Origin of the sequence: Streptomyces sp. NPDC001890 (genome assembly GCF_042891445.1) — a bacterium.
In the GTDB taxonomy this organism is placed as follows: domain Bacteria; phylum Actinomycetota; class Actinomycetes; order Streptomycetales; family Streptomycetaceae; genus Streptomyces.
Genome location: NZ_JBIATE010000012.1, coordinates 119,403 through 142,720 on the forward strand (window position 1 = coordinate 119,403; position 23,318 = coordinate 142,720).

A 23,318-nucleotide genomic window follows, 5' to 3' on the forward strand; every position below is an offset into this window, starting at 1 on the left:
ATATGTATTCGCTAACATCGAATGAGACGCGCCATGCGGAATCTCTGGCCGAGATCAAGAACTGTCCTGCATTGGCGGCGCGCTGGAGTGAAGGGGAAATCGCTCGACCGCTCTCCGCGATTTTTGCCGGAGACTACAGAGATGAATGGGAAGGTGTGGAATTCGGCGATCGTATGATCGAATGCTCTCTCAGGTTCAATGAGCTGGGCGCCTTTTGGTATACGCTCGACGAGCGTCCGGACCTTCCGGGCATCAAAGGTGAATTCAGTCTAATAAACTTCCATGACGCGCTCAGATCGAGTGACCCTGGGCCGAGATGGGGTACGACGGATTTCCATCGAGAGTTCCTGGGGCAACTCTGTCCAATTGACCGCACGCCCCGCTCGGGGGCGGGTGTGCAAACATATTTGCGCCTGCAGGAAGACGTTCCTGAGTTGGAAATCTGGTACAGCGACATCGCCAATATCGGGAATCCTCCATACCCTCCGGGATTTATCAGGCTCGACATCAACTATTGTCAGTATCTCGATGCCCTAATTCTGACGAAAGGTACATTCGGGTGGCAGTACCTTTTTGCGGAGCAATCACTCGGAGGGGGAGAGTTCTCGGAAATCGCAAGATATCTTGAGAACATGCTTCAGGTTTTTCCTGAGCTTTTTCCGGCGCATGACTACTCGTCGCTTCTGCCCCGTCTGGAGGCCCGCCTGTGACCCGCTACGCCGGCATCCCCAAACCCATCCGCTCCGGCATAGTCCTCATCGACCCCGAGCGCGGCACCCCCCAGCGCATCATCGTGCTCCAGTTCAACCCCGACACCCTGGAGCGCAGCCTCTCGCCCCAGACCGCAGGGTCCGGCGGTGACTCCGGTGGTGGAGGCAGTGGAAACGGAGACCGGAACGAGGCCCTCCGACTGAAAGGGCCCGCCCAGGAGACGTGGAAGTTCACCGCCGAGATCGACGCGACCGATCAGCTGGAGGTCGCCGCGCCCGACGGTATCCACCCCCAACTCGCCACCCTCGAAATGCTGGTGCAGCCCACCACCGCGCAGCTCCGCGAGGCGAGTCGGCTGGCCAAGAACGGGACCATCGAGATCAGCCCCATCGAGATGCCGCTCACCCTCTTCACGTGGGGGAGCAAGCGCGTCATGCCCGTGCGGCTCACCGAACTCTCCATCAACGAGTCGGCGTTCGACGTGAACCTGAACCCCATCCGGGCCTCGCTGAGCATCGGCCTGAAGGTGCTCAGCGTCAGCGATCTGCCGGCCGGGCACCTGGGCGCCGACCTCTACATGGCGCATCTCGCGCAGAAGGAGCGGCTCGCGAGCGCCGCGCGCCGCGGCAGCCTCGGGGCGCTGGGGCTCAACGGGGTGCTGGGCTGATGACCACGGGGACGTACGTACACAGCGAGCGGGAGGGGCTGAGCCGGAGACATGGCTGACATCGAGCCGTACGAGAACGCGATGGACGCGATACCGGGCGCGCACCCGTACCCGAGGTCGAGCCGCTATCACGACGCCGAGATCGGGATCCACCGGCAGGCGGATGGCACCGAAGTCCGTTACACCAAGCGGCGGTTACTGCCCCCGCTGCCGGACGAGGGCGATACTCAGCCGCACACCGTCGGCGCCGGCGAGCGCCCCGATCTGCTCGGGCAGCGCTACTTCGGGGATCCGGGCCAGTGGTGGCAGATCGCCGATGCCAACCCCGTACTGGATCCCGGGGAGCTGACCGACGAGGCCGGCAGCACCATCGACATCCCGCTCGCCGGCGGCTTCCCGCAGGGGAGCCGCCGTGTCTGAGCAGCCCGTGGGGAAGGGCCCCGTCCACATCACCCTGCACATGGGGACGCAGCTCACCAGGCCCGTGCCACAGCAGGTCGTGGAGGCGCTGCTGTCCGCGCAGATCACCGCGACGGCGGGGGAGCGGAGCGGCTTCCAGCTCGCCTTCGACCTGACGAAGAACGGCCTGATCAGCCGCACCCTCCTGCCGGAAGGGTTCTTCGACCCGAAGACCCGCATCATCGTCACGGTCGCCGTCAAGGGCACCCCGGAGGTGCTGCTCGACGGGCTGATCGTGCGCCAGGAGGTCGGCGCCAGCAACCAGCCGGGGCACTCCACCCTCACCGTCACCGGCGAGGACCTCACCCTCCTCATGGACCTGGAGGAGCGCACCGACAAATACCCCAACCTCCCGCCTTCCGAGCGCGTCCTCGCCATCCTGCGCCGCTACTCCGAGTACGGCATCCGGCCGGATGTGTACCGGGAGCAGATCCACCAGCCGCCGGACCAGAACCTGCGGGTGCACTACCAGACCGGTACCGATCTGAGTTACGTCAATGAGCTCGCTCGCGCCAACGGCTACACCTTCTACTTGGAGCCGGGGCCCAACCCCGGCCAGTCTTCGGCCCGTTGGGGTCCCGAGGTGCGGCTCGGCATCCGGCAGCACGCCCTCAACGTCAACATGGACCACAACTCCACCGTGGACCAGCTGACGTTCGCCTACGACGGCACCGCGCGGCAGGAGCCGCAGGCCCGCGTGCAGGACCCCGCAACCCGGCACTCCGACCTGCTGCCGCAGCCGCCGATCACGCCGCTGCGGCCGCCGCTCGGCAAGCGGCCCACGCCCGCGCTCAAGCGCACGACACTCTCCGGCACCGCCAAGCAGTCGCGTGCCCAGGCCGAGGCACAACTCCTCGCCCAGGCCGCCACATCGGCCGACGTCATCAGCGGCTCGGGGTCCCTCGACGTCAACCGGCACGGGTATCTGCTGCAGCCCCGCCAGCTGGTCGGGGTGCGCGGCTCGGGGCGGGCGTACGACGGCGACTACTACGTCAAGTCCGTCACGCACAATCTGCGGCCCGGCTCGTTCCAGCAGAACTTCACGCTCTCCAGGGAGGGCTTCGAGGCACAGAGCACCGTCGTCCGGCCCTGAAGGCAGCCCCCCGACAGCGCGCAACACCGCACACACCAGGAGCAGTTCAGCATGGCGGCACCCAACAATCGCTACCTCGGCAAGTTCCGCGGCCGGGTCATGGACAACAACGACCCGCTGCACCTGGGCAGGGTCACCGTCGAGGTCCCGGACGTCCTCGGCCAGGAGGCGTCCACCTGGGCGCTGCCCTGCCTGCCGTTCACCGGGCCCGAGGCCGGCCAGTTCGTGGTGCCGTCGAGGGGCACGGGCGTGTGGGTGGAGTTCGAGCAGGGTGACCCGAGCTTTCCGATCTGGACCGGCTGCTGGTACGGCGACGAGAAGGAACTGCCGCCGGACGCAAAGAAGTTGGTGGAGCGACCGTCCGAGTTCAAGCCGGTCGTGGTGCAGACACCCGGGGCGCACAAGATCGTGATGTCGGACGCGCCGGGCGCCGAGCGGGGGATCAAGCTGCAGGCCGAAGGCGGCTCGTACATCCACATCACCAAGGAAAAGATCACCATCGCGACCGGCGAGGGCGCGGAGATCGTCCTTGAGGGCAGGCGAGTGACCATCAGCAAGGGCCTGACCGTGGAAGCCAAGCAGTAGACAGGACGGGGGAAGAATCGAAGTGTCCGGGACAACCGGGGCATCCGGCAATCTGCTCGGCGAGGACGCCGTGATCAGCTGCCCGCACGGCGGCCGTGCCACGACCGCCACACCATCGAACGGGCCGGTGTTCCTCAACGGAGTGCCGGTCCTCACCGGCGCGCACACCCATGTGGTCGCCGGCTGCCCGCACACCGTCGACGGTGTGCCCTCACCCTGTGTGGCCGTCCGCTTCACCGCGCAGGACACCGGCATCACCGTCGACGGCGCGCCCGTGCTGCTCGACACCTCCGCGGCCCAGTGCTTCTCGGCGGCGTCCGTCGCCCAGGGGCCGCCCTTCGTCCAGGCCACGCAGCGAGAGGTGATCGTCCCATGAGCCGACGGACCAGGGTCCGCAGCGACATCGCCTTCCCGTTCCGGGTCGACCGGCGGGGGCGCACCGCGCACGCGGATCACGACGAGCACGTACGGGACCTGATCGAGCAGTTGCTGTTCACCAGCCCCGGTGAGCGCGTGATGCGCCCCGACTTCGGCTGCGGACTCCGCGACCTGGTGTTCTCGCCCAGCAGCCCCGAGCTGACCAGCACCCTTGAGCTGTCCGTACAGGCCGCTCTGCAGCGCTGGCTCGGCGACCTGATCGAGGTCGAGGCCCTGGACATGGAGAGCGACGAGAACGTCGTACGCGTCCACCTCGCCTACGCCGTGCGCGTCACCGGAACCCGCCGTGACGACGTCTTCGAAGGGAGGGCCCAGGCATGAGCAGCGCGACGACCGGCACTCGACGGGCCAAGGTGAGAGCCGCACAGCTCAACGGAGTCGACTTCGTCGAGGTGAGCGACGACGGGCTCACCCTCACCGTCACCTTCCTCGGCAAGGCCCCGCACGGCCTGGGCCCGGAGAACGTACGCATCGACGGCGGCCGCCGCATCACCGGCATCCGCGCCGAGGACGTGAGCGTGGAGCGCGAGGAGGACCCGGAGCTCGACGACCGCCTGTACGTCACCCTCGACAAGGCGGGCGACACCTCCCGTTACCGGCTCGCGCTCGTGGAGGCCGACCCGTACGGGCGGCCCGGCGAGGTGCCCTTCCGCGGCTTCGACCAGCGCTATCACAGCGCCGGGTTCGTCTTCCGCCCCGACTGCCCCACACCTTTCGACTGCGAGGAAGCGCCCCACCAGGAAGCCGGCTTCCGCGCGGCGCCGGTCATCGACTACACGGCCCGCGACTACGGGACGATCCGCAAGCTGCTCCTGGACCGGCTCGCGCTCACCACTCCCGACTGGGCCGAGCGGAGCCCCGCCGACCTCGGCACGACCCTGGTCGAGCTGCTCGCCCACACCGGCGACCGGATCAGCTATCAGCAGGACGCGGTCGCCACCGAGGCCTATCTGGACACCGCCCGCCGCCGGATCTCCGTACGCCGCCACGTACGGCTCATCGACTACGCGATGCACGACGGCGTGGGCGCGCGGGCCCACGTCGCCGTCGAGACGGCCGGCGAACACACCCTGCTGCCGGGAACCTTCCGCTTCGCCTCCGTGGACATCCGCGCCCTCGACCCGCACGACACCCCCGCACCCGGCACCGTCATCGACGACGCGGACCTCGCGGACCTGGACGAGCGCGGCGCGGTCGAGGTCTTCGAACCGGTCGCCGCCGACGAACCGCTGCGACTGCTCGACGCCCACAACGCGATCCGCCTGTGGACCTGGGGCGGCGAGACGACCGGCCTGCCCCAGGGCGCGACCGCCGTCACCCTGCGCGACGAGTGGCGCGATCCGGAGCTCTGCCAGGAGCGCCGGCTCGACCTCCACCCCGGCGACGTACTGATCCTCGAGGAGGTGAAGGGGCCGCGCACCGGCACTCCGGGCGACGCCGACCCCGCCCACCGCCAGGCCGTCCGCCTCACCTCGGTCACCCCCGGCGTCGACCGCGTCGAGGACCAGCCCGTCCTCGACGTCACCTGGGCCGCCGAGGACGCCCTGAGCTTCCCGCTGTGCCTGGCCACGACCGGTGGCCGCGACTGCGCTCCCGTCGAGGACGTCAGCCTGGCGCGCGGCAATGTCGTGCTCGTCGACCACGGACGCTCCCTGACCCGGTACGGCGACGGCCTGCCCGAGACGGTGACCGTGCCGCACGCCCCCGCCGTGGCCGACGTCTGCGGCACCCCGTCCTTCGGCTGCGCCGACCGCGACGAGGGCAACGCACCGGCCCGGCTCATCAACTTCCTGACCGACAAGGCGGAATGCGGTACGCCGCTGAGCGCGGACGACATCCGTGAGCTGTTCGACGTCGTCGGCGAGGCGGAGACCGACCGCGCCGGGCTCGGCCTCGAACTCGCCGGGCAGCACGGCCGCGAGCGTGTGGTCCCCGGCACCTCCTACGCCCAGGCCGCCGCACTCAAGACCCTCCTCGCCCAGTCCGTCTACCCGGGCATCGCACCCCGCTTCCACCCGAGGCCAGGCCGCTCACCCATCACCCAGGCCGTCGCCTTCCCGGACCCGGCCCAGGTCAGCAGTGGCCAGGCCGACCTGCTCGCGGCGATCCCCGAGCGGATCAGGCAGCGCCTGGTCGAGCTGTGGCGCAGCGCCCGGTCCCGCGACGGGCTCGACGAGGCGGAGATCGCCGAACTCACCGTCCTCTACGGCCTGAAGACCCTGGAGCACCTCGAACTCCACCTGCATCCGGTCCGGGCGCTGCGGGAACTGCTCCACCGGAGCGACCGGTTGATCGCGGGCAAACTGCGCCGCATCGAGGTCCTCACCGCCCGCGCCCGCGCCGGCACGGTCCTCGACGGACACATCGCCTGGGAGATCGCCCACAGCTGGGGCCCGGCGTACGCGGCCGGGCTCCACCCCGACGAGCCCGTCCTGCGCGGCCCGGCCTCCGCCGCCCTCGCCCACGACCCGCGCCATGCCCTGCCCGCCGTTCGCGTCCACGACGGCGAGCACGTCTGGGAGCCGCGCCGCGACCTGCTCGAAAGCGGGCCCCGCGACCGGCACTTCGTCGGCGAGCTCGACGACGACGGCCGTCTCGCCCTGCGCTTCGGCGACGGCTCGAACGGAGCCCGGCCCACCCCGGGCGCACGCCTGGAGCTGAGCTACCGGCTCGGTGGCGGCAACGCGGGCAACGTCGGCGCCGAGGCCATCAACCACCTGGTGGTCTGCCGGGAGGACGACGCACCGGTCCCCGTCGCGGGCGTACGCAACCCGCTGCCCGCGCTCGGCGGAGCGGAACCCGAACCCCTGGAACAAGTGAGGCAGTTGGCGCCGCTCGACCTGCGCCGCACCCGGCTGCGCGCCATCACCGCGAAGGACTACGCGGAGCTCGCCTCGGCCCTGCCCGGCGTGCAGCGGGCCGCCGCCGAGATCCGCTGGACCGGCAGCGTCCAGGAAGTCCACGTGGCCATCGACGCGTACGGCACCGGCACCCCGGGGCCCGCCCTGCTCGACTCGGTGGCACACGCACTGGAGGCGTACCGGCGCATCGGTCACGACCTGGTGGTCGGCCCCGCCCGGCCGACCCCGGTGGACATCGGACTGTGCGTGACCGCGAAGCCGGGGCACCAGCACGGGCAGATCCTCGCCGAGCTGTACCGCGTCCTCGGCCGCGGCCGGCTGCCCGGCGGGCGGCTCGGCTTCTTCCACCCGGACGCGCTGACCTTCGGCGAGCCGGTGCGGCTCAGCCGTCTCGTCGCGGTCGCGGCCGCCGTCCAGGGAGTGGAGAGCGTCCAGGTCACCCGGTTGCGGCGGCTGTTCGAGGAGGACCGAGGAGAGAGGGAGGAAGGCGTGCTGCGGCTCGGCCCGCTGACGATCGCCACCTGCGACAACGATCCGGACCGGCCCGAGAACGGCCGGCTGGAGATCACCCTGGGAGGTGCCCGATGAGTGACTTCGACGAGTGCGCCTGCGGCGGCGCGTGCGGCGGCGGGCACGACGAGCGCCGGGCGCCGTCCGCCCCCCACAACCCGCCGGGCCGTACCGCTCTCGACTACCGGGTCGGCGACTACGGCTCCTTCCTGGCAGCCCTCCACGACCGGCTCGCCTCACCCGCCTACCCGGCCCTGGACCGGCTCACCGTCCGTACCCCCGACGACCCGGCGCTCGGCCTGCTCGACGCCACCGCCGTCCTCGGGGACCTGCTCACCTTCCACTCCGAGCGGATCGCCGACGAGTCCTATGTGCGCACCGCCAACGAGCACCGCTCGCTGGTGCTGCTGGGCCGGCTGGTCGGACACCGGCCGCGCCCCGGCGTCGCCGCCTCCACCCACCTCGCGTACCGCCTGGACCGCGACCCGCGCGCCGAGACGCTGCCCGTGCTCGTCCCGCGCGGCGCGCGCAGCCACTCCGTGCCCGCTTCCGCCGACGAGGAGTCCCTGACCTTCGAGACGGGCCGGGACCTGGTGGCCCGCTGGGACTGGAACGAGCTCAAGGTGCGCCGCCGCCGGGCCACACCCATCACCCCGGACGACGTGGAGCGCCGTTCCGAGCTGTTCGTCGAGGGCGCCGACCATGCCCTGCACACCGGGGACCAACTGCTGTTCGTCTTCGAGGAGAAGGCGGGCGGCGACCGGCGCCTCGCGCCCGTCGCGCGGGTCCGCGTCGACCGGGACGAGGACATCACCGGCATCGGCCTGCCCATATCGGCGCCGCCGACCCTGAAGGAACTCGTCGACGAGGTGCGGCGCCGGGTCGCCGAACCGGAGGGACCGGGCGAGCCGGGGGAGGAGCCGCCCACGCCCGAGGTGCCCAACCCGCGGCCGGTCAGCCTGTTCATCGAGGAGTTCGACCAGCAGGTGCTCGCACCCCTGCGGGCCGACCTGCCGGGCATCAGTACGCCGGGGAAGCTCGCCGCCCGGCTCGCCGAGCCGGTGGAGCGCCTCGGTGAGGCGCAGGTCCTCGCCGAGGCGTACGAGGACGTCGCGGCCTGGTTCGGGCAGCTGGAGGCAGTACTCGCCGAACTGGCCGACCGGGCCATGGAGCTGGCACCCGGCCGGCCGGTGGAGGAGGACGAGCGGGCCGCGGTGCGGAAGTACACCGCGCAGCGGCACCAACCCCGGGCCGCCGCCTTCGACGCCCTGGCCGCCCTCGTGCCCGCCCTCACCGCGGGCCGGGCCGCCCGCACCGGCCACACCCCCGCCGCCCCGGCCCCGGGGGCCGACACCGCCCGCCTCCTCACCGCCCTGCACCCCGTCCTGGCCCGCACCCTCCCGCCGGCCCTGCGCGAGGCCAGGGCGCCGAGCGCGCCCAAGCTGCTGCGCGAGCTCCTCGCCATGCGGGTACGGACCGCCCCGTTCGGCGCGACGGCCCCGCTCAAACCGGTCCAGGACGACCGCGGCCGGGTCGTTCGCACCGCCGACTGGCCGCTCACCGGCGCCGCGATGACCAGCATGCGCGTCGTCTTCGACACCTCGGGCAAGGTCCCGGAGAAGGCGGAGTTCCAGTACATCGAGGGCAGCTCCGCCGACCAGCGGTCGGAGAACCTGCTCGGCCAGTCGGCCATCCCGACGTTCCCGCTCGGCCCCGGCACCGTCGACCTGTCGACCCGTACCGCCCCGGACCGCGAACTGAGCTGGCTGGCCCGGCGCCCCACCGACTCCCAGGAGCCCGGCGTCACCGCCCAGCTGCACGCGGGGCTGCCCGAACTCGGCCTGTTCGTGTCCCGGCCCGACGATGCGAACCGCATCCAGGTCGTCGTCAGCAACGGCTCGTCCGAGCCGGTCGTCCTGCAGCCGGGCGTGCCCCAGCAGGTCACGCGCGACGGGTACGAGGTGGCGCTCACGTACACGGCGAGCGGCACCCAGCCGGCGGTGGAGATCGTCATCGCGAGCAGGCCCGAGCCGATCGACCGCACGATCCTGCAGCTGGACAGCGTGCAGGACGCCATCACCGTCGGCAGCTGGGTCGCGGTCCTGCGCCCCGGGAAGAGCCGGCAGACCCGCCCGCCCGGCGCCCCGGACCTGGGATTCGTCACCACCAAGGTCACGGCGGTGCGTACGGCCGCGTACGCCGGCTACGGGATCACCGGTCGCGGCACCGAACTCGTCCTCGCCGACCCGTGGCTGGACGAGAAGGATGTGCTGCTCTCGCACATCAGGGACACCACGGTGTACGCGGCCGGGGAACCGCTGCGGATGGCGGACGAACCGCTCGGCGAGGACGTGCACGGCAACGAGATCGAGCTGGCCGACCTCCATCAGGACCTGCGGCGCGGCCGGACCCTCGTCGTCAGCGGGGAGCGCAGCGACATCCCCGGCACGACCGGCGTGGAGGCCACCGAGGTCGTGGTGATCGCCGAGGCCGAGCCGGCCAACGACCCGGCCGCCCCGGACGGGCCCTCCCACACCAGGCTCACGCTCACCGCCGACCTCGCCCACCGCTACCGCCGCGAGACGGTCCGGATCCTCGGCAACGTGGTGGAGGCGACCCACGGCGAGAGCCGCGACGAACCCATCGGCAGCGGCGACTCCGAGCGCACCGACCAGACCTTCGCGCTCTGGCAGTCCCCGCTCACCTGGACGGCCGCCGACACCCCCCTGGGCGCCACACCCGCCCTTGAGATACGCGTCGACGGACTGCTCTGGCACCCCGTCGACAGCCTCGCCGGAAGCGGCCCCCGCGACCGCGTCTACATCACCGGCACCACCGCCGACGGCCGCACCACGGTGACCTTCGGCGACGGTGTGCACGGCGCCCGGCTGCCCAGCGGCCACGAGAACGTCCGCGCCCGCTACCGCTTCGGCACCGGCAAGGCCGCCAATGTCGACGCGGACCGCATCACCCAGGCCGTCACCCGCCCCCTCGGTGTCACCGCGGTCACCAATCCGCGGCCCGCCACCGGAGGCGCCGACGCTGACGCGCCCGCGCTCACCCGCCGCACCATTCCGTTGTCGGTCGCCGCCCTGGACCGCCTCGTCTCGGCCCCCGACTACGAGGACTTCGCCCGCTCCCGTGCTGGGATCGGCCGGGCCTCGGCCCGCGAACTCTTCGACGGCAGACGGCGGTTGCTGCATGTCACGGTCGCCGGCACCGACGACGTCCCGATCGCCGACGACACCGGCGAATCGGACCTGCTGCGCTCCCTGCGTGCCTCCCTCTGCGAGTACGGCGATCCGCGCCTGACCGTGCGGGTCGACGTACGCGAACTCGTGGTGCTGCTCCTCGCGGCCAGGGTCAAGGTGGCCCCCGACCACTCCTGGGAGACCGTCGAGCCGCGGCTGCGCCAGGCGCTGCTGCGCCGACTCGGCTTCGAGGGAAGGGAGTTGGCCCGGCCCGCCGCCCTGTCCGAGGTCCTCGCCACGGCGCACTCGGTGCCGGGCGTCGATTACCTGGACATCGACGTGTTCACCGGGGTCCCCGCCTCGGCGACCCCCGGTGAGCTGGCCGACCTGGTCGCCGACCCCGGTCCACCACGCCCCGTTGTCCCGGCGCGCCCGGCGACGTACGACGAACGCGTCCACACCGTGCGCGACAAGGACGGCGAGACGCTGTCGGCCGTCAGCGCCCGCTACGGGCTGCCGCTCGCCGAACTGCTGCGCCTCAACCCCGACATCACCGACACCCGGCGCCTGGCCAGGGGCCGTTCGGTGTACGTCTTCCGCGGCATCCGCCCGGCGCAGCTCGTCATGCTGTCGCCGAAGGCCGCGGACACGATCGTTCTCACGGAGGTCAAGTGATGTCCCGAGAGCCGGACGGCCTCGCCGACCTGCTGCCCCAGTGGCACCGACTGCGCGACGCCGAGGAGGGCGAACCGCTGCGGGCGCTGCTCGCCGTCATGGCCGAACAGCTGGACCGGGTGCGCGACGGTGTCGAGCAGGGCTACGAGGACCTGTTCGTGGAGACGGCCGCACCCTGGGTGCTGCCCTACCTCGGCGACCTCGTGGGCTACCGGACCCTGCCCGGCTACGAGCGGGTCCTCGCCCCCGGCCTGCGCGGGGCCGCTCCGGCCGGACTGGAGCAGGCCATCGCGCCACGCCGCGATGTCGCCGCGACCGTCGCCAACCGGCGCCGCAAGGGCACCCTGCACCTCCTGGAGGAGATCTCCGAGCAGGTCGCGAACTGGCCCGCCCGGGCGGTCGAGCTGTCGCGGCTCGTCTCCCATCAGCAGCCGGTCAAGCTGTACGCGGACGGGTCCGGGCACCGCGTCGGGCGCGGGCGGACCGCCGACCTGCGCGACGGCGCGGCGCTCGATCTGGCCGGCGGGCCCTTCGGGACGGTCTCCCGGGCGGTGGACGTGCGGCGCGCCGATTCCCGCTACCGGCAAGGGGGCCTGAGCCCGGCCGGGGTGGCGCTGTTCGTCTGGCGGCTCAAGGCGTACCCGCTGACCACGTCACCCGCGTACTGCATCGACCGGGCCCGCAACCTGTACACCTTCTCCATCCTCGGCAACGACAGCCCGCTGGTCACCAAACCGGAGCCGGAGCCGTCCGCCACGCACATCGCGACGGTCGACAACGTCCCGGCGTTCATCCGGCGCCGCCAGCTGCACGATCGGCTCGCCGACTACTACGGGCCGGGCAAGAGCTTCGTCATCCGCCGCGACGGCGAGGACGAGCCCGTGCCGCTGTCCGACATCGTGGTCGCCGACCTCTCGCAGTGGCGCTACCGGCCGCGGCGCGGACAGGTCGCCGTCGACCCCGAGCTGGGCCGGATCGCGTTCGGCGCGCGGTCCGCGCCCCGGCAGGGCGTGTGGGTCGACCACCACTACGCGTTCGGCGCCGACAAGGGCGGCGGCCAGTACCCGCGCGACCGCGTCGAGCGGCCCGGCGCCACCGTGTACCGGGTGGGCCCCGGCCAGACGTACCGGCAGATCATGGACGCCTACCGGGCCTGGCAGCACGACCGCCGGGCGGGCACCTGCGGGCCCGACGGCATCGTCGAGATCACCCACAGCGGCGCCTATCAGGAACAGCTGGACTTCGACCTCGACCCGGGCGACCGTTTCGAGCTCCGTGCCGCGGAGGGCACACGTCCCGTCATCCGGCTCCTGGACTGGTACAGCAACCGGCCCGACGCCCTCAACATCCGTGCCGTGTCGCAGGACTGCGCGCCCGGGGAGCGGCCGCGCGTCGTGCTCGACGGGCTGCTCGTCGCCGGGCGCGGCATCAACGTCACGGGCCCGATGGGCGCGGTCGTCGTACGGCACTCGACGCTCGTTCCCGGCTGGTCCCTGGAGCCGGAGTGCGCTCCGCACTCGCCCGACGAGCCCAGCATCGTCCTGGAACGCACCACCGCCTGCCTGCAGATCGAGGACAGCATCCTCGGCACCATCGAGGTCATCGGCGACGAGGTGTCCGAGGAACCCCTCGACATCCACCTGCGCGACTCGATACTCGACGCCACGGGACCCGACCGGGAGGCGCTGTCCGCACCGGACCGCCGGCACGCGCACGCCGTACTGCACATCCACCGCTCCACCGTGATCGGCGAAGTGCACACGCACGCGGTGCGCATCGCCGAGAACTCGGTCTTCACCGGGCGGCTGCACGTCGCGCGGCGCGGGATCGGCTGCCTGCGCTTCTCCAGCGTTCCGGCCGGGTCACGCACCCCGCGCCGCTACCGCTGCCTGCCCGACCTCGCCGGCCCCGGCGGCGCCGCGAAGGTCCGGCCGCTGTTCACCTCCGAGCGCTACGGGACGCCCTGGTACGGGCAGCCGTCCGAACGATGCGCCGAGGAGATCCGGCGCGGAGCCGAGGACGGGGCCGAGATGGGTGCCTTCCACGACCTGTACCGGCCGCAGCGCGAGGACAGCCTGCGGGCCCGGCTCGCGGAGTACGTGCCCGCCGGGACCGACGCCGGGATCTTCTTCGTGACCTGAGCCGAGCCGCACCCACGGGCGTTCGCCGCGCCCTGCCCACCGACGACGTGCGACCCGCACACTTCCGAACCAGGGGGACACCCTTCATGCACGCAGATCTCTCCCGCTCCACCTTCCGGCCCGCGCGGCACTACTCGGCGGTCATCGCCCAACAGGGCCGGGTCCAGCTCGACGCGGACGCCAACGAGCAGGCCGCGATCCAGCTCCATCAGGCGCGCACGACCGCCGTCGACCTGATCGGCCGGCACGGCGGCCCGCTCGGCGCCGACGGCGACACGGGCTTCCGCATCGAGTACCACGCAGTCACCCCCGAGCTCGACACCCTGGACATCCACGGCGGCCACTACTACGTCGACGGCATCCTGTGCGACGCGGCCCGCCCGGCCCCCGGCGACGCGGTGCCCGACGAGGACGCCACCGCCTCCGACCCCGACGACGGGACGCCCACCGCCGCACAGCCCGCGTTCTGGGACTACTGGGACCAGCCCGACGGCTACCGCGACAAGGAGAAGCCGGGCGACCGGCTGCCCACCGACTACCCGTTCGTCGTCTACCTCGACGTGTGGGAGCGGGCGGTGACCGCCGCCGAGGACCCGGCGCTGCGCGAGGTCGCCCTCGGCCCGGCGATGCCGGACACCGCCGCCCGCCGCAAGGTCGTCTGGCAGGTCCTGCCGCTCGCCTACGCGAAGCTGGGCATCGAGGGCGATGTGCCGTCGCCCGACGACGTGCGCCGGGCCTTCGAGCGCTGGGCGGCGGACGAGGCCGCCCCCAAGTCCCGCCTCGCCGCCCGCAGCGAGCGCCCCGACCACGCCGACGAGGACCCCTGCCTGGTCAAGCCCGACGCCCGCTACCGGGGCCCGGAGAACCAGCTCTACCGCGTCGAGATCCACGAGGGGGGCGAGGCCGGCAAGGCGGGCAAGCCCGGCGACGCCACCTTCAAGTGGTCCCGCGAGAACGGCTCCGTGGTCTTCCCCGTCGACGAGGTCGACGGCACCTGGGTGCAGTTGGCGAGCCTCGGGCAGGACGACAAACTGGACCTGGACGTCGGCGACCACGTCGAGCTCGTCGACACCGCGTACGCCTCCCGGCGGGAGCCCCTGCCGCTGCTCAGGGTCGAGGAACTGGATCTGCCGGGCCGCCGGGTCAGGCTTTCCGCCGAGCCGGACCGGCACGTCGGGCGGCGCCCCGAACTCCACCCGTACCTGCGCCGCTGGGACCACCGGGCGGCGCCGGCCCGCCGCGGCGGCCGCACCACCGCGCTGCGCGGCGGCGCCGTCCGCATCGAGGAAGGCGCCTGGCTGCCGCTGGAGGACGGTGTCGAGATCTACTTCGAGAAGGGCGGCACGTACCGCACCGGCGACTACTGGACCGTCGCCGCCCGCACCGCCACCGGCAGCGTCGAATGGCCCGTGAACGCCGCCCGCAAGCCGCTGCTGTGCCACCCCGCCGGCATCGTCCGCCACTACGCGCCGCTCGCCCTCGTCAAGGGCGAGGGAAGCACCGTGGACCTGCGTCTCGGCTTCACCCCCCTCGCCACCCGGGCCGTCCCGCCGGCGGGCGCGGCCGCCCTCGCCGCCGAACAGCAGGCACGGGAAGAGGAGCTGGCCGCCGAGGGCGCCGCCCCGGCATCGACGAGGTCGCAGACGACCGCCGCCGCCGAGGCCGAGGTGGACGAGGCCGCGGCCGGAGAGGAGAACGCCTGATGGCCACGCCCCTGACCGCGTCCAAGCTGGTGGAAGTCCTGCGCGCCGAGGGCCTCACCGTCCATGAGGTACGCAACTGGCGCCGCCACAACCGCAACGCGAAGGGCCCGTACGGCCCGATGCACGGCGTGATGATCCACCACACCGTCACCTCCGGGACGGACTCCTCGGTCGCGCTCTGCTACGACGGCCACTCCGGCCTGCCGGGCCCGCTGTGCCACGGCGTCATCGACAAGAAGGGGGAGATCCACCTGGTCGGCAACGGCCGGGCCAATCACGCGGGCCTCGGCGACAGCGACGTGCTGCGCGCCGTCGTCAACGAGACGAAACTGCCGCACGACAACGCCGCCGACACCGACGGCAACCGCCACTTCTACGGCTTCGAGTGCATCAACCGCGGCGACGGCAAGGACCCGTGGCCCGAGGCCCAGAAGGAGGCCATCGAGAAGGTCGCCGCCGCCATCTGCCGCGCCCACGGCTGGAGCGAACGCTCGGTGATCGGCCACAAGGAGTGGCAGCCCGGCAAGGTCGACCCGCGAGGCTTCACGATGGACGGCATGCGAAGGCGCATAGCGGACCGCCTGGACGGCCACGGCGGGGACAGCGGGAGCCACGAGCCGAAGCCGAAGCCGAAGCCGAAGACCGAGTACGAGAGGTTCCCGGGCGCCGGTTTCTTCCACGTGGGACGGAGCCACCCCGTGATCACCGCGATGGGGCGTCGCCTGACGGCGGAGGGCTGCAGCCACTACGAGACGGGCCCGGGCCCCGAGTGGACCGAGGCGGACCGCAAGTCGTACGCGGCGTGGCAGCGCAAACTGGGCTTCAAGGGCAAGGACGCCGACGGCACCCCCGGGAAGGTCAGCTGGGACCGGCTGAAGGTGCCGAAGGCGTAGCGGTGAGCACGACGGGAACTGGGGACAGCCGTCGCTGAATCCTCAACTTCCGTCCTGTTATGCCCACTTGAAAATATAGTGATCGCCGATTCGTCGTCCGGCAACAGGAGTACGGATGGGGCTGGACGATGTCCTGGCGCAGTTGACCTTCAGGGAGCGATTCACCCGGAAACGGGTGCGCTTCGAGCGCAGATCCGGTGCGCTCGTCGTCCGGATCGAGGGCGCTCCGGCCCCTGTCCGGCAGTGGCTCGGGGCGCTGCTCAGGAGCTACCGCGGCATCGTCCCGGTCAACAACCCGAGCGAAGTCCCGACCGGGCAGGACGAGGAAGGCCTGGTCGTCGAGCAGTTGCAGGCGATGACCGAGGGGTGCGGCTACGGCGGACGGTTCGCTGGTACGGCACCCGGCGTTTCCCCCGGCAGCGCACCTTCGAGGCGGTCTGCGAGGAGCTGGAACGGCTGCGGAGCGGGCCCGCGGCGGCGAAACAGCTGCTGCTCGTCGAGGCGCTGCTCGCCGACATCGACGCGCACTACGGCGTCGTCCGCCGTCTCAACCGGGCCCGCCGCCCCGTCCTCCTCCTGCCGGACGTGGACACCGTGGCCGCGCGGCGGATCATCCGGGACAGGCTGATCGAGGCGTACGACGGGGAGGCCCGCGCCCTTCGGGTGTATCCCGTGGTCGTCACCAGCTCGCAGCCCGGTGGGGCCACGCCCGCGGAGGGTGCGCAGCCCCCCGTCCCGCCGGACGGCCTCGCGGAGGCGATCGAGGAGCGCTTCGGCGAGCGGGTGCGGGTCGCGGAGGAGCGCAGCCGCGGCGGCCGCACCCCGCGACGTGAGGCCGGTCCGGCCCCGCCCGCGAACGGGTGGGGCCGGACCGGTCGCTACCGGGCCGCCGCCGCGGGCGGGACCGGGTTCGGCGCCGGGGCGTACCCGGTGGGCCGGGTGGTGAACGTTCCCCGGCCCTGGGTCCGGCTGCGCAGCCGGGTCGCGTAGCCGAACAGCTCCGCCAGCGGCACGGTCGCCGTGATCACCGCCGTGCCTGCCCGCGCGGCCGAGCCGGAGACCCGGCCGCGCCGTGCCGCCAGATCGCCGAGGACACCGCCCACGGCGTCGTCGGGCACGGTGACGGTGACCTCCGCCACCGGCTCCAGCAGCACCATCGCACTCGCCCGCAACGCCTCACGGAGCGCGAACCGGCCGGCCGTGCGGAACGCCATCTCCGAGGAGTCCTTGGAGTGGGTCGCCCCGTCGGTCAGCGTGACCCGCACCCCGGTCACCGGGTGCCCGCCGAGCGGGCCCTCGGCCAGCGCGTCCCGGCAGCCGGCCTCCACCGCACGGACGTACTCCTGCGGCACCCGGCCGCCGACGACGGTCGACCGGAACACGAACTCCGGCCCGCTGTCCCCGCCGTCGTCACCGGTGGCCTCCAACGGCTCCGTGTCGATGACGACATGGGCGAACTGCCCGGCGCCGCCGTCCTGCTTCACATGCCGGTACACCAGCCCGGACACCCCGCGGGCGACCGTCTCCCGGTAGGCCACCTGCGGCCTGCCGACACCGATCTCCAGCCCGTGCGCACGCCGGATCTTCTCCACCGCGACCTCCAGGTGCAGTTCCCCCATTCCCGACAGCACCGTCTGCCCGGTCTCGGGATCGGTGCGGACCGCCAGCGAGGGATCCTCCTCGACCAGCCGCGCCAGCGCCGTCACCAGCCGCTCGGTATCGGTCCGTCTGCGGGCCTCGACCGCCACCGAGACGACCGGGTCGGCCGCGGTGGGCGGTTCGAGGACCAGGGGCGCCGAGGGCGCGCACAGGGTCGCCCCGGCACGGGCAGCCTTCAGCCCGATCACCGCGACGATGTCCCCGGCCACCGCCGTGTCGACATCCGCGTGCCGGCCGGCCTGCACGCGCAGGATCCGTCCGACGCGCTCGTGGCGCCGCGCGCCCGCGTCCAGCACCGTGTCCCCCTTCCGGATCGTTCCCGAGTACACCCTCAGGTAGGTCAGCCGGCCCGTATCGGCCGAGTTCACCTTGAACACCAGCGCGGCGAACGGCGCCGCCGGATCGGCGGCCCGCTCCTGCACCGTGCCGTCCAGGGCGCCACGCACCGGCGGCACGTCCAGCGGCGAGGGCAGGTAGTCCACCACGGCTTCCAGGAGCGGCTCGATGCCTCGGTTGCGGTAGGCCGAACCGCACAGCACCACCACACCTTCGCCGGTACGGGTCAGATCGCGCAGCGCGGACCGCAGCGTCCGCCCGGAGACCGAGGCCCGCGCGCAGAACTCCTCCAGCGCGGCCGGATGGAGCTCCGCCACCGCCTCCTCCAGCAGCCGCCTGCGCCGCTGCGCCTCCTCGCGCAGCGCTTCGGGCACCGGCCCCTCCTCGAACGTGCCACCGCCGTCGGCCCAGACCAACGCCCGCATGCGCAGCAGATCCACCACTCCGCTGAACCCGTTCTCGCTCCCGATCGGCAGCTGGACCACCAACGGGACGGTGTGCAGCCGGTCCCTGATCGACGCGACCGCCGTGTCGAGGTCGGCCCCGGCCCGGTCCAGCTTGTTGACGAAGGCGATCCGCGGCACCCCGTGCCGGTCGGCCTGCCGCCACACCGACTCGCTCTGCGGCTCGACGCCCGCGACGGCGTCGAACACCGCGATCGCTCCGTCGAGCACCCGCAGCGAGCGCTCCACCTCGTCGGAGAAGTCGACATGGCCCGGGGTGTCGATCAGATTGATCCGGTGACCGTCCCATGAACAGCTCACCGCGGCGGCGAAGATGGTGATGCCCCGGTCGCGTTCCTGGGAGTCGAAGTCGGTGACGGTCGTCCCGTCGTGGACCTCGCCCTGCTTGTGGACGGCGCCGGTGAGGTAGAGGATCCGCTCGGTGACGGTGGTCTTGCCGGCGTCGACGTGGGCGAGGATGCCCAGATTGCGGACGTCGGTGAGCGGACTGGTGTGTTGACGGTGCAGTTCGGTACGCACGGCCCATGGCCTTTCGGAATGATCCGGAACGGGAGGGCGCGATTCCCGGACGAACCGGCCTGTGGTCAGGCCGGGCGAAGACCTCCAAAACGGTGTGTCACACCGGTGAGCGGCCGCCCGGCCGTATCGACGCCGGGCGCTGCGAGGTCAGTTGTCCGTCGCGGGGGACCGGTGCGGGCCGCGCAGCCTGCACCGGGCGCACGAAGACACCAGGATCACCTCGTACCGCGACGAGGGAACGACAACAGCGGTGCGGTAGCGCACGGCCGGTCTCCCCTCACTGGTCACGGTGCGCGCCGCAATGCCGCTGTGGCGCGCGTTTCGTCGTGAGTGTAGGGAACAGGGGTGCGGGCGGGAAACCGGATTTCGCGGCCCCGTGGGACGGGCGTTGAAGGCGATGACGAATGATGAAACGATCCCCGGGAACCGCACGGTGTGGTGCTCGGGGAAGGAAACACATCGATGGACGCAGACCACGGCCGGGCTGCCGCCACGGTGTTCGACGCGCTGGGGGCCGACTACGAGCGGGCGTTCGCCGGATCCGCCGCCCACCACGCCTCGTTGCACCGGTTGCTGGGCGATCTCGCACCGCACAGCCGGATCCTGGACGTCGGCAGCGGAACGGGGCGCCCGACCGCCCGGACCCTCACCGAGGCCGGCCATGACGTGTTGGGGGTGGACGTCTCGCCCGGCATGGTCGAACTGGCGGCCCGACAGGTTCCCGAAGTGGCGTTCGAGTGCGCCGACATTCGCGAACTCCCCCTGGAAGAAGGCAGTTTCGACGCTGTCTGCGCCTATTTCTCACTGCTCCAGATGTCCCGCGACGACCAGTTCCGGCTCCTGCGGAAGCTCGGTCGGCTGCTGGTTCCCGGCGGCCATCTGGTCGTGGCCACGGTGCCGCTGGACGTGGAGGACTTCGACGTCGTCTTCATGGGCCACCACGTGCGGGCGACGAGCTTCGGCCCGGAGGAGTTCACCGAGCTGGTCACCGCGGCCGGATTGTCGGTGCTGTGGGAACAGAGCACCCTGTTCACCCCTGAGTACGAAGGGGCGGTGGCCGAGCCCCAGTTGTTCCTGCACTGCCGACGGGCCTGAGGCACCCGGCCCACCCGCGGGTACCGGGCCCGCCGCCCCTCAGTGCTCGACCGGCAGCTTCACCGGGCGGCGGTGCGCCGGACCCCGGCGCACCGCCGCACGAGGGAGACGGGACGCCGGCCGGCCTCCAGCGGGCCCTTCCAGTTGCGCAGCGCCTGCCTGCCGCACCCGCGCCACTGCGCGGGCGAGATGGGTCCGGGCTGCCCGCCCCGGGTGACCAGCGCGTTCACCGGGGTCATCGGGTCCGTCGCCATGGTCTTGGCGAGCAGCACGCCGATCACCAGCGGGGCCAGCGACAGCGCCAGCGTCGTGCCGGCGGAGGCGACGTGCTGGATGCGGGGGCGGGACGGTGCGTCAGGAAGCATGTGGCCATTCGACCAGCACCCGCCTGCCGGCGGATCGGCCGAGGTACTCAGCCCGGCCCGCCCTCGTACTCACGGCCCGGGTGTACGAAGGCGGGCCGCCGGGCCCGTCCGTGACGGCCGCTAAGCCGTGGTGCCGGGGTCGGAGCCCGCTCCCGAGGTGGCCTTGATGCCCTTGGTGATGTCGTCCATGACGGACAGCTCGGGGGCCTTGGCGTTGACGTCGAAGCCCGACCGGACCACGACCAGCAGGTCCTTCGAGCGGGGCGACGGGAAGGCCAGCGACTGGACGTATCCGTCGTCACCGTTCTTCGTCACCACCTTCCAGCGCACCAGGTACCCCTGTTCGCCGGCCACGGTCACCGGCTCGGACTTGAGTTCCTGGTGCGAGGTGATGCCGCCGTAGATCTTCTCGCCGTACGATTCGGTGGCATTGGCGGTGATGTCCTTCTCCGCCGTGGCCTTCGCCGTCGTGGTGTCGAGCTTCAGCGCCTTGGCCGGCGCGGAGAACACCCCACCGCGCACACACTGTTGGGACGAGTCGCCGGGGCACGGGTACTCACCCGTCGTCACTCCCGCACCCGTGACCCCGGAGGTGCCCTTCCAGCCGTCGGGCACCGGCAGGTTGATCCCGCTGGTCAGGTCGGTGGCGTAGCCGTCCTCGGTCCCCGGTATCCGCTGCTCGGGGGCGCCGCTCCCGCCGCCGCCTCCCGGAGCGCCCGGCCCGCGACGGGGGGAGTCCGACGGCGGGGCGGACGGGGCCGTGGCCGCACGCTCGTTGTCGTCGCCGGAGTTGTCCGACAGCAGGAAGACACCGCCTCCCACGACGGCGAGGACCACTACCGCGGCGGTGATGCCCAGTCCGACGCGCATCCGGCGCCGCCGGATCGTGGCGGGCGGCACGCGCAGCTGGTCGGTCCACCGGGTGCCGTCCCACCAGCGCTCGTGAACGGGGCCGATTCCTGTGTACCCGGGGTCTGGGTGCCAGCCGGGCGGGGTCATCTGGGTCACGGGCCCCACCGTAGAACGGTTGCGTGAGAATCGCATGAATCGGCTGTGGCGGATCGATCCGGATCAATAGGGTGAGGCAGCGCTCCGTCCCACGGACGGAGCCCGGGTTCAGGACGCCCCGCCGGCCGGAGGGGTTCTCCGCCGTCCCAGCGGGAGGCCGAACGATGAGCGAAGAAGCAGCCGTGCGCATCGAGCGCGACGGCCCCGTGTTCACGGTGATCCTCGACCGTCCCGAGGTCCGCAACGCGGTGGACGGGCCGACCGCCCGCCAACTGGCCGACGCCTTCAGGCAGTTCGAGGGCGACCCGGAAGCAACTGTCGCAGTGCTGTGGGGCGCGGGCGGTACGTTCTGCTCGGGCGCCGACCTGAAGGGCATCGGAACGGAGCGGGGCAACAAGGTCCTGGCCGAGGGCGACGGGCCGATGGGGCCGACCCGCATGCACCTGGGCAAGCCCGTCATCGCGGCGGTCTCCGGCCACGCGGTGGCCGGGGGCCTGGAGCTCGCCCTCTGGTGCGATCTGCGGGTGGCGGAGGAGGACGCGGTGTTCGGGGTGTTCTGCCGGCGCTGGGGAGTGCCGCTGGTGGACGGCGGAACGGTACGGCTGCCGAGGCTCATCGGGGAGAGCCGGGCCATGGACATGATCCTCACCGGGCGCCCCGTACCGGCCGCCGAGGCGTACGCCATGGGGCTCGCCAACCGGATCGTGCCACCCGGCGAGGCACGCGGCGCGGCGGAGGACCTCGCCCGCGAGATCGCCGCGTTCCCGCAGCTGTGCCTGCGCCACGACCGGCTTTCGGTGCGCGAGCAGCACGGCCTGAGCGAACCGGAGGCGCTGGCCCAGGAGTACCGGCACGGTCTGGTGCCGCTGACCGCAGGGGAGACGCAGGCCGGGGCCGAGCGGTTCGGAGGCGGCGCGGGCCGCCACGGATCCTTCGACGGGTGACCGGTTGGCCGGCGGGTGGGACCTGTCGGCATCGCCTCTTTGGTCCGACCATATGTGGTGTGTGACATAGTGGAAGATCCGGCAGCAGAGGCGACGGCAACCGGACGATTCCGGCCGAGGCAGGGGGTGACGGATGCCCGTCGAATGGCAACCCGTACGGCAGTCCCGTACGCATGAGCTCGTGCTCCAGAGCATCGAGGAGCGGGTCTTCGCCGGTGAGCTCAGGGCGGGCGACCGACTGCCGCCCGAGCGCGAGCTCGCGCCGGTGCTCGGGGTCAGCCGGTCCGCGCTGCGCGAGGCGCTGAGGGTTCTGGAGACCATCGGCGTGCTGGTCGCGCAGCCGGGCCGGGGGCCGGATTCCGGGGCGCGGATCGTACGCAACCCCGACGACGCGCTCGGGCGGTTGCTGCGACTGCACTTCGCGCTGGGCAGCTACAGCCTGGAGGACGTCCTGGAGGCGCGCGTCGTGCTGGAGCGGTCCAGCTTCGAGGCGGCTGCCATGCATGCCTCCCCGGCGGATCTCGACGAGGCGGAGGCGCTGGTCGTACGCATGGGGGAGCCGGACGTCACGGTGGCGGAGTTCAATGATCTGGACACCCGGTTCCATGTGCACATCGCCCGCAGCTCCGGCAATGAACTGACCTCCACGCTCACCTCCGCCGTCCGTGAATCGGTGCGACCGCTGATCCTGAGGGCCCTGGAGGCGGCCGAGGACTGGCCGGCCACCTCCGCCGCGCTCAACGCGGAGCACGCCGAGCTGCTGAGGCGGGTGCGTGCGGGCGACGGTGCGAGCGCCGCCGACCTGGTCGAGAAGCACATTCGCAGCCTGCACGGCACGCTGGTCGACGAGAACTCCGACCGAGGCCCGGAGGAATCCTGACGCAGGGGGTGGGGCCCGATCGGTGGTGTGAGGATTCAAGATTTGTCAGGTGCATGACTTTCTCTGCTCCGGCTCCTCGTGTCGCGTCCTTCACGTTCCGGACCGAGGCTAGTATGGTCGG

The 23,318-nt window shown here is 72.0% G+C and carries 19 protein-coding genes; 16 read left to right on the top strand and 3 right to left on the bottom strand.

Annotation, left to right across the window (positions count from 1 at the left end; translation table 11 throughout):
* Positions 1-2: 2 nt before the first annotated feature.
* From ACFYY1_RS26185 to ACFYY1_RS26245, 13 genes are all read left to right on the top strand, one after another.
* Positions 3-710, top strand: a complete 708-nt coding sequence (locus tag ACFYY1_RS26185) for a hypothetical protein (RefSeq protein WP_388589872.1) — start codon at positions 3-5, stop codon at positions 708-710.
* The gene (locus ACFYY1_RS26190) at positions 707-1,378 is read left to right on the top strand and encodes a hypothetical protein (protein WP_388589875.1); all 672 of its coding nucleotides are present in this window, start codon (positions 707-709) and stop codon (positions 1,376-1,378) included. Before ACFYY1_RS26185 ends, ACFYY1_RS26190 begins: the two co-directional genes overlap by 4 nt.
* 51 nt (positions 1,379-1,429) lie before the next feature.
* Positions 1,430-1,798 (top strand): hypothetical protein, encoded by a 369-nt coding sequence (locus ACFYY1_RS26195; RefSeq protein WP_356087805.1) that lies wholly within the window; start codon positions 1,430-1,432, stop codon positions 1,796-1,798.
* Positions 1,791-2,930 (top strand): hypothetical protein, encoded by a 1,140-nt coding sequence (locus tag ACFYY1_RS26200; RefSeq protein ID WP_388589878.1) that lies wholly within the window; start codon positions 1,791-1,793, stop codon positions 2,928-2,930. Before ACFYY1_RS26195 ends, ACFYY1_RS26200 begins: the two co-directional genes overlap by 8 nt.
* A 51-nt stretch (positions 2,931-2,981) precedes the next feature.
* Positions 2,982-3,515 carry a phage baseplate assembly protein V gene (locus ACFYY1_RS26205; protein WP_388589881.1) on the top strand — a complete coding sequence of 178 codons (534 nt, stop codon included), beginning with the start codon at positions 2,982-2,984 and terminating at the stop codon, positions 3,513-3,515.
* Between the two features lie 22 nt (positions 3,516-3,537).
* Positions 3,538-3,891, top strand: a complete 354-nt coding sequence (locus ACFYY1_RS26210; RefSeq protein ID WP_388589883.1) for a hypothetical protein — start codon at positions 3,538-3,540, stop codon at positions 3,889-3,891.
* Entirely contained in the window at positions 3,888-4,274 is a 387-nt protein-coding gene (locus ACFYY1_RS26215) for a GPW/gp25 family protein (RefSeq protein ID WP_266727805.1), read from the top strand. Before ACFYY1_RS26210 ends, ACFYY1_RS26215 begins: the two co-directional genes overlap by 4 nt.
* A complete protein-coding gene (locus ACFYY1_RS26220) occupies positions 4,271-7,402 on the top strand; it encodes a putative baseplate assembly protein (protein ID WP_388589885.1) in 3,132 nt (1,043 codons plus the stop codon). The genes ACFYY1_RS26215 and ACFYY1_RS26220 overlap by 4 nt, the downstream gene beginning before the upstream one ends.
* Entirely contained in the window at positions 7,399-11,190 is a 3,792-nt protein-coding gene (locus ACFYY1_RS26225; protein WP_388589887.1) for a putative baseplate assembly protein, read from the top strand. The genes ACFYY1_RS26220 and ACFYY1_RS26225 overlap by 4 nt, the downstream gene beginning before the upstream one ends.
* Positions 11,190-13,331 (top strand): hypothetical protein, encoded by a 2,142-nt coding sequence (locus ACFYY1_RS26230; RefSeq protein ID WP_388589889.1) that lies wholly within the window; start codon positions 11,190-11,192, stop codon positions 13,329-13,331. The genes ACFYY1_RS26225 and ACFYY1_RS26230 overlap by 1 nt, the downstream gene beginning before the upstream one ends.
* A gap of 86 nt (positions 13,332-13,417) precedes the next feature.
* On the top strand, positions 13,418-15,034 hold the full coding sequence (locus ACFYY1_RS26235; protein ID WP_388589892.1) for a DUF6519 domain-containing protein: 1,617 nt from the start codon (positions 13,418-13,420) through the stop codon (positions 15,032-15,034).
* Entirely contained in the window at positions 15,034-15,927 is an 894-nt protein-coding gene (locus ACFYY1_RS26240; protein ID WP_388589894.1) for a peptidoglycan-binding protein, read from the top strand. Before ACFYY1_RS26235 ends, ACFYY1_RS26240 begins: the two co-directional genes overlap by 1 nt.
* A 366-nt stretch (positions 15,928-16,293) precedes the next feature.
* Positions 16,294-16,917, top strand: coding sequence for a hypothetical protein (locus ACFYY1_RS26245; RefSeq protein ID WP_388589897.1), 624 nt, complete (start codon positions 16,294-16,296; stop codon positions 16,915-16,917).
* On the opposite strand, the gene fusA is transcribed toward ACFYY1_RS26245, so the two are convergent.
* Positions 16,806-18,905: an elongation factor G gene (fusA, locus tag ACFYY1_RS26250; protein WP_388589899.1), complete on the bottom strand. Its 2,100-nt coding sequence runs from the start codon at positions 18,903-18,905 to the stop codon at positions 16,806-16,808. The two genes, ACFYY1_RS26245 and fusA, sit on opposite strands and share 112 nt — an antisense overlap.
* Before the next feature lie 462 nt (positions 18,906-19,367).
* On the opposite strand from fusA, the gene ACFYY1_RS26255 reads away from it, so the two are divergent.
* The gene (locus ACFYY1_RS26255; RefSeq protein ID WP_388589902.1) at positions 19,368-20,000 is read left to right on the top strand and encodes a class I SAM-dependent methyltransferase; all 633 of its coding nucleotides are present in this window, start codon (positions 19,368-19,370) and stop codon (positions 19,998-20,000) included.
* A 59-nt stretch (positions 20,001-20,059) separates the two neighbouring features.
* On the opposite strand, the gene ACFYY1_RS26260 is transcribed toward ACFYY1_RS26255, so the two are convergent.
* Both ACFYY1_RS26260 and ACFYY1_RS26265 read right to left on the bottom strand, forming a co-directional pair.
* Complete coding sequence (locus ACFYY1_RS26260) at positions 20,060-20,365, bottom strand: hypothetical protein (protein ID WP_388589905.1); 306 nt, start codon at positions 20,363-20,365, stop codon at positions 20,060-20,062.
* A 120-nt stretch (positions 20,366-20,485) separates the two neighbouring features.
* On the bottom strand, positions 20,486-21,364 hold the full coding sequence (locus ACFYY1_RS26265; protein WP_388590124.1) for a DUF2510 domain-containing protein: 879 nt from the start codon (positions 21,362-21,364) through the stop codon (positions 20,486-20,488).
* A gap of 173 nt (positions 21,365-21,537) precedes the next feature.
* Between ACFYY1_RS26265 and ACFYY1_RS26270 the strand changes: the two genes are divergently transcribed.
* Together ACFYY1_RS26270 and ACFYY1_RS26275 are read left to right on the top strand one after the other, a co-directional pair.
* Positions 21,538-22,317: a crotonase/enoyl-CoA hydratase family protein gene (locus ACFYY1_RS26270; protein WP_388589908.1), complete on the top strand. Its 780-nt coding sequence runs from the start codon at positions 21,538-21,540 to the stop codon at positions 22,315-22,317.
* A gap of 133 nt (positions 22,318-22,450) precedes the next feature.
* Positions 22,451-23,197 carry a FadR/GntR family transcriptional regulator gene (locus tag ACFYY1_RS26275; protein WP_388589910.1) on the top strand — a complete coding sequence of 249 codons (747 nt, stop codon included), beginning with the start codon at positions 22,451-22,453 and terminating at the stop codon, positions 23,195-23,197.
* Positions 23,198-23,318 lie beyond the last annotated feature (121 nt).